Source organism: Pseudomonas sp. DrBHI1, from assembly GCF_002205115.1.
Classification (GTDB): Bacteria; Pseudomonadota; Gammaproteobacteria; order Pseudomonadales; family Pseudomonadaceae; genus Aquipseudomonas; species Aquipseudomonas mosselii.
The window spans coordinates 62,182-64,897 of record NZ_NIBE01000143.1 but is presented as its reverse complement, the minus strand read 5'-3'; the positions used below and the strand labels follow the sequence as shown (position 1 = coordinate 64,897).

1 protein-coding gene is annotated in these 2,716 nt (G+C 67.3%); it reads left to right on the top strand.

The window, feature by feature from the left end; translation table 11 throughout:
• A partial coding sequence (locus tag CC207_RS28130) for an amino acid adenylation domain-containing protein (RefSeq protein WP_256582363.1) occupies positions 1-2,716 on the top strand: 2,716 nt, incomplete at both ends.

The following is a 2,716-nucleotide window of genomic DNA, read 5'->3' as shown; positions in this document are numbered from 1 at the left end:
GGCAGTGCCTGAGAACCGTGTGCCGCAAGGTGCGACGCAGATCACCCCGGACATGCTCAGCCTGATCGAGCTGGACCAGGCCAGCATCGACCGCATCGTCGCCAGCGTGCCGGGTGGTGCGGCCAACGTCCAGGAAATCTACCCGCTGGCGCCGTTGCAATCGGGCATTCTCTACCACCACCTCAGCGCCGAGCAGGGCGACCCGTACCTGCTGCAGTCGCGCCTGGCCTTCGACAGCCTGGAGCGGCTGCGTACCTGGGCCGAGGCCTTGCAACAGGTCATCGACCGCCACGACATCCTGCGCACCTCGGTGGTCTGGGAAGGACTGGGCGAGCCGGTGCAGGTGGTCTGGCGCCAGGCCCAGCTGGCAGTCAGTGAGGTCACCGGACTGGGCGAAGCGGCGGTGATCGAGCAACTGCAGGCCCGTTTCGATGCACGTCAGCAGCGTCTGGACCTGACCCGGGCGCCCTTGCTGCGCCTGGTCTATGCCGAGGATCCGCGCCAGGGCGAGTGGGTAGCCCTGCTGCAGTTCCACCACCTGACCCTCGACCACGCCGCCATGGCCGTGGTCGGCGAGGAGATGCAGGCGCTGCTGGACGGACGTGGCACCACGCTCCATGCAGCGGTGCCGTATCGCAATTATGTCGCCCAGGTTTGCCTGGGCGACGATCAGGCCGGCCACGAGGCGTTCTTCCGTGCGCAACTGGGTGATATCGACGAGCCGACCCTGCCGTATGGCCTGGCCGATGTGCAGGGGGACGGGGGGCAGGTCGAACATGCCGCGCTGATGCTGCCGGCCACCCTGGCCCATGGGCTGCGTGAGCAAGCGCGGCAGCGCGGCGTCAGCGCCGCCAGCCTGGTTCACCTGGCCTGGGCTCGCGTGGTGGGCGTGCTGGCGGGGCGCAGTGACGTGGTGTTCGGCACCGTGCTGATGGGCCGCCTGCAAGCAGGCGAGGGCGCCGACCGGGCGCTCGGCATGTTTATCAACACCCTGCCATTGCGGGTGGATACCGCGTTGCCGGTGGACCAGGCGCTGCGCCTCACCCATAAGCGATTGTCGGCCCTGCTTGGTCACGAGCACGCGCCCCTGGCGCTGGCCCAGCGTTGCAGCGGCGTGGCTGCTTCGGCGCCATTGTTCAGTGCCTTGCTCAACTACCGCCACAGTACCGAGGGTGTCGCTCGCGACGGTGAGGGCATCTGGCAGGGCGTGCGCCTGCTGGGTGGCGAGGAGCGCAGCAACTACCCGCTGACCCTGAGCGTCGACGACCTGGGTGAGGGCTTCAGCTTGAGCGTGCTGGCCGCCGAAGGGCTGCCGGCGGCGCAGATCGGCGGCTGGATGGTCAATACTCTCGGCCAATTGGTGCAGGCCCTGCAGCAGTGCCCGGGGCAAGTGGTCGAAGCCTTGCCGATGCTGGATGACGAAGCTTCGCGCCAGGTGCTGGAGGACTTCAACGCAACAGCCGAGGCCTATTCGCAAGGGCAGACCGTGCACGCGCTGGTCGAGGCCCAAGCGCCTGAAGCATTGGCCGTTGTACAGGGTGAGTTGCGTCTGACCTACGGCGAGCTCAACCAGCGTGCCAACCGCCTGGCTCATCACCTGATCGAGCGTGGCGTGGTCTTGGGCGACCGTGTGGTGCTGTGCCTGGAACGTGGTCCGCAACGGATGGTGGCGATGCTGGCGGTGCTGAAGGCCGGCGCGGCATATGTGCCGGTCGATCCGGGTTATCCGGCGCAGCGGATTGCCTATCTGCTCAGCGACAGCGCGCCGACGCTGGTGCTGGTCGAATCGGCCACCGAAGCGTTGGCTGGGGATGTGGCCAAGGCTGTTCTGGATGCTGATGCCTGGGCCGACCAACCTGCCAGCAACCCAGTAGTTGTGGGGCTGGACGAGAATCAGCTGGCCTATGTGATCTACACCTCCGGCTCCACCGGCCAGCCCAAGGGGGTGATGGTCGAGCACCGCACCCTGGCCAACCTGATTCACTGGCATTGCCAGGCGTTCGATCTGGGCGCAGGCAGCCACACCTCCAGCGTTGCCGGCTTCGGCTTCGACGCCATGGCCTGGGAAGCCTGGCCGGCCCTGTGCACCGGGGCGGTGCTGCACCTGCCGCCGGCGTCCATCGGCGGCGAGCATGTCGATGAACTGCTCGACTGGTGGCTGGAGCAGCCGCTGCACGTGAGCTTCCTGCCGACACCGGTCGCCGAGCAGGCGCTGCGCCGCGAACGCCAGCACCCGACCCTGCGCACGCTGCTGGTCGGCGGTGATCGCCTGCGCCAGTTCGACCGTGATCCGGGCTTTGCGCTGGTCAACAACTATGGCCCGACCGAAACCACCGTGGTGGCGACGTCGGGGCAACTGCAACCGGGCGGTGCGCTGCATATCGGCAAGCCGACCGCCAACACCTGCGTCTATGTGTTGGACGAGCAACGCCAACCCGTACCGGTGGGTGTGATAGGCGAGTTGTACATCGGTGGTGCGCAGGTCGCCCGAGGTTACCTCAACCGTCCTGAACTGACCGCCGAGCGTTTCCTCGACGATCCGTTCAACGGCGGCCGGATGTACCGCACGGGCGATCTGGTGCGCTGGAATGCCGACGGCACGCTGGACTACCAGGGCCGCAATGACGACCAGGTGAAGATCCGTGGCGTGCGGGTCGAGCTGGGCGAGATCGAAGCCGCGCTGAAGGCTGAGCCGGGTATCGCGGATGCCGTGGTG